Source organism: Methanosarcina sp. UBA5 (assembly GCF_002505485.1).
Lineage (GTDB): Archaea > Halobacteriota > Methanosarcinia > Methanosarcinales > Methanosarcinaceae > Methanosarcina.
Genome location: NZ_DAVG01000009.1, coordinates 1 through 3,107 on the forward strand (window position 1 = coordinate 1; position 3,107 = coordinate 3,107).

The following is a 3,107-nucleotide window of genomic DNA, read 5'->3' on the forward strand; positions in this document are numbered from 1 at the left end:
AACTCAATATCGGTGTTATAACTTCGGTGCCAGGCGCTGCAAAAGGTATTGCTGCAAAGATGAACATCGAAAAGTTGCTCGATATTAAGATTAATTCCTGCGACCTATTCAGAAAGCAGATAGCGTAAATAGATAATGTAAAGGAAAAACTCCAAAATAATTGCAAAGATACGGAAAAGCGGGGTACAGATCTTCTGTACACCTTTCTCAGGATATTTTCTGATAATATTTCTTGAAAGTATTTCTTGAAAATATTTCTGAGAAGGCTTGAATTTTTTCGGATTTTTCCGCTTTTTCCGTTTGCAGGCTTTTATGAATCGATTTGTGCTGCAATAGCTGTGCGAATCGTCAGTTGTTGTCTAATAATTATAGGAGTGTGCTTGAAAATGAGCGAAGAAAACAGTGAAAACGGAGGACTCCAGCGAACAATTGACTGGAAGCAGGGGCTTGCAATTGCCCTGGGAGTTCCTGTGCTGATCCTGCCGTCCATAGGCTATTTTGCAAATTATGTCTGGACTTTTGCAATCATTATCTGGGCGCTATCTGTCTTTCAGGGTTTCATGCAAAATTTCGCATACGGAGAACTTGCTACAATGTTCCCAAAAGCATCCGGGCTTCCCGGGTACGCCCAGAGTGTTTTTACGGGGAACGCAAACAATCGATATGACCTGAGTAAATTGCTTGGAGGTTTCAGCGCCTGGAGCTACTGGTTTGCCTGGAACCCGGTCCTTGCAATCTATTCAATCCTGATCGGAAGCTATCTCAAAGGCCTGATTCCTGCACTTGCAGGCATGCCTGACCTTGTTATCTACCTTGCGTCCGGCGCAGTCGTATTCGTACTTCTTATCCTGGTCAATTATCGCGGGCTTGCCGGCGGAGCAATGCTCGGGTATATTCTTGCTGTGCTTTCGCTTGCCCCACTTATTATTATTGCGCTTGCACCTTTCGTAACCGGGCACTTTGAGCTCAGCAATATCACCGGTGCCTGGCTTCCCACAGACTGGAGTTGGGATGGCCAGCATATCCTGATCCTGCTCGGGCTTTTTGCAATGGCACAGTGGAGTGCATGCGCCTGGGAAACCGCAGCAATCTACGGGCCTGAATATAAGCAGCCTAAATCGGATGTCCCAAAAGCCCTCTTTATCTGTGGTGCAATCTGTCTTGTGACCTTCATTCTTGTTCAGTCAGCCTGTACCGGAGCCCTAGGAATTGAAGGAATCCTAGCCGAACCGGTCTCTCCAATGCTACCTATAGCTCAGATGACCCTTGGCTCTATAGGTGGGTCTCTGACGATCTTCATGTTAATTGCGGCAATGGTCCTCATTATCCAGACAGCCTTCCTCGGAGCTTCAAGGGCTATGTACTCCATGGCTGAAGAAGGAAATCTGCCACGGTTCTTTGGAAAAATGAATGCGCATGGAACTCCAGTCAACGCAATGATTGTCATTGCTCTCTTGAATATGGGTTTCATCTTCCTAGGAACTCCTGCAGCTATAGTTGCCGCCTCAGCAATAGGCTATGTCTGTGCCAATGGGATAAGTCTGCTCGCATATGTGAAGGCAAAAGTTGACCCGAGGTTCTCGAAGCTTGAAAGACCGTTCAAAGCCCCGGGTGGCTGGAAACACGTAGCCTTTTTCTTTGGGTTCTTTAACCTGCCTCTATGCCTAATTGGAATAGTATACCTGAACAGTCTTGAGTTAGGCTGGACTTCAACGATAGTTGGCTTCGTGGTGCTTGCCCTTTATCTTCCTCTATGGTACTATTCCCAGAATGAGAACAAGACAACTTTAGAGAAGGATAATTCCCTATCAAGCGAGTCCACAATTTAAAGTCACAAAAGTAAATTCCAAAGATTTCTACTGTTCCTCTTTCCTGGAAGCCGGTTCAGTTCGTGAGCCGATAAATATCATCAAATCATGAGTCTGTATCGGGTGCAAAAAGGGTTAACTGAAAACGTGTGGCTACAGGGTACATAATACGGGAATATTATAAAATATTTAACCTATTAATCCTGTAGCCCCATATTGATTTTTTTATTATCACGAAACTAAAGCTTTTTATTACCTCTATTCTATATAATCTTCTCTGATTGAAAATAGAGTCAGAGGCAAAGAAAAAGAGGAAATAGGGAAAAAATAAGTGAGAAGAATATAGTGAAAAAAATTCAGCTATGGAGGTTATCCAGAAGCTATGGTATTCCCACATGCCACAGCTCTGGTACATTTTTAATGCATTTGCCGGATTCGGAGTAGAGAAAATTCAGGTTTAATAACCTGAAATTTTCTTCTTAGTTTCTCAGAGGTCCCATGAGTTTCAGCCAGATTTCTACAGCCGGCATGAATCCGACAGGATTCTGTAATTTCTTCTCAAAAGAATGCAACAATTTTTAGCATTTTTAATGTTTATACTTTTTCTCTTTTGTTGGATTTATTCTTGTTTACTGGTAAGTGATCTATCTATGGCTTCAATAATATATAGCCCAATCCGCGTGGTTCTTGCAAAAGTTTCAGGCAAAAGAAAGAGCTATACGCAGGTTCTAAAGTAAAGTGATTTTTTTATGGCGTTAAAATTTTCAATCGGATTTATTAAGGCTCAGAATCTCTTTCAGAATTAAAATTTATTAAATATAAATCATTAGTAACATAATCTTTTAATAAAAGTACTGTCTATAAATCTAAAGTAGCAATGAGCTCATCTTTGTGTGACACTATCTGGCTTTCTGAAAAAAGAAAAAATCTCCTTCTCCTGCTTATGGAAGGTCCCAGGGACATTGAGCAAATAAAAACTTCTCTGAATGTGACCTCGAAGGCGATGATGCCTCAGATTAAAATCCTTAAAAAACAGGGATTGATTCTCCAGAAAGAGAACACTTATATGCTCTCAGAGATCGGAAAACTTGTCGTAGGAAATATGCTCCCTCTCCTGAACACACTGGAGGTCCTGGAGGAAAACAAGGAATATTGGGTAAGTCGGGATACGAGTATAATACCCCAGGAGCAGTTTATGCGGCTTGGAGAACTGGGCGAGTGTATGGTAATTGAACCTGATCTTAACCATTTGTTTGACCTTCCAAGGGAATTTACTGAGAATCTTATAAAATCCAAATG

General features: G+C 41.8%; 3 protein-coding genes. All 3 read left to right on the forward strand.

Going from position 1 to position 3,107, the window contains the following annotated elements:
• Positions 1–128: hypothetical protein (locus BP621_RS00755; protein WP_349682032.1), on the forward strand; the 128-nt coding region annotated here is incomplete at its 5' end.
• 258 nt (positions 129–386) lie between these two features.
• Positions 387–1,829, forward strand: a complete 1,443-nt coding sequence (locus tag BP621_RS00760; protein ID WP_292387283.1) for an APC family permease — start codon at positions 387–389, stop codon at positions 1,827–1,829.
• A gap of 868 nt (positions 1,830–2,697) precedes the next feature.
• Positions 2,698–3,107, forward strand: a 410-nt coding sequence (locus BP621_RS00765; protein WP_292387286.1) for a helix-turn-helix transcriptional regulator, incomplete at its 3' end; no start/stop codon positions are given.

Coding starts and splice junctions, on each gene's coding strand:
- BP621_RS00760 (WP_292387283.1), top strand. CDS start 387: ATGAGCGAAGAAAACAGTGAAAACGGAGGACTCCAGCGAACAATTGAC.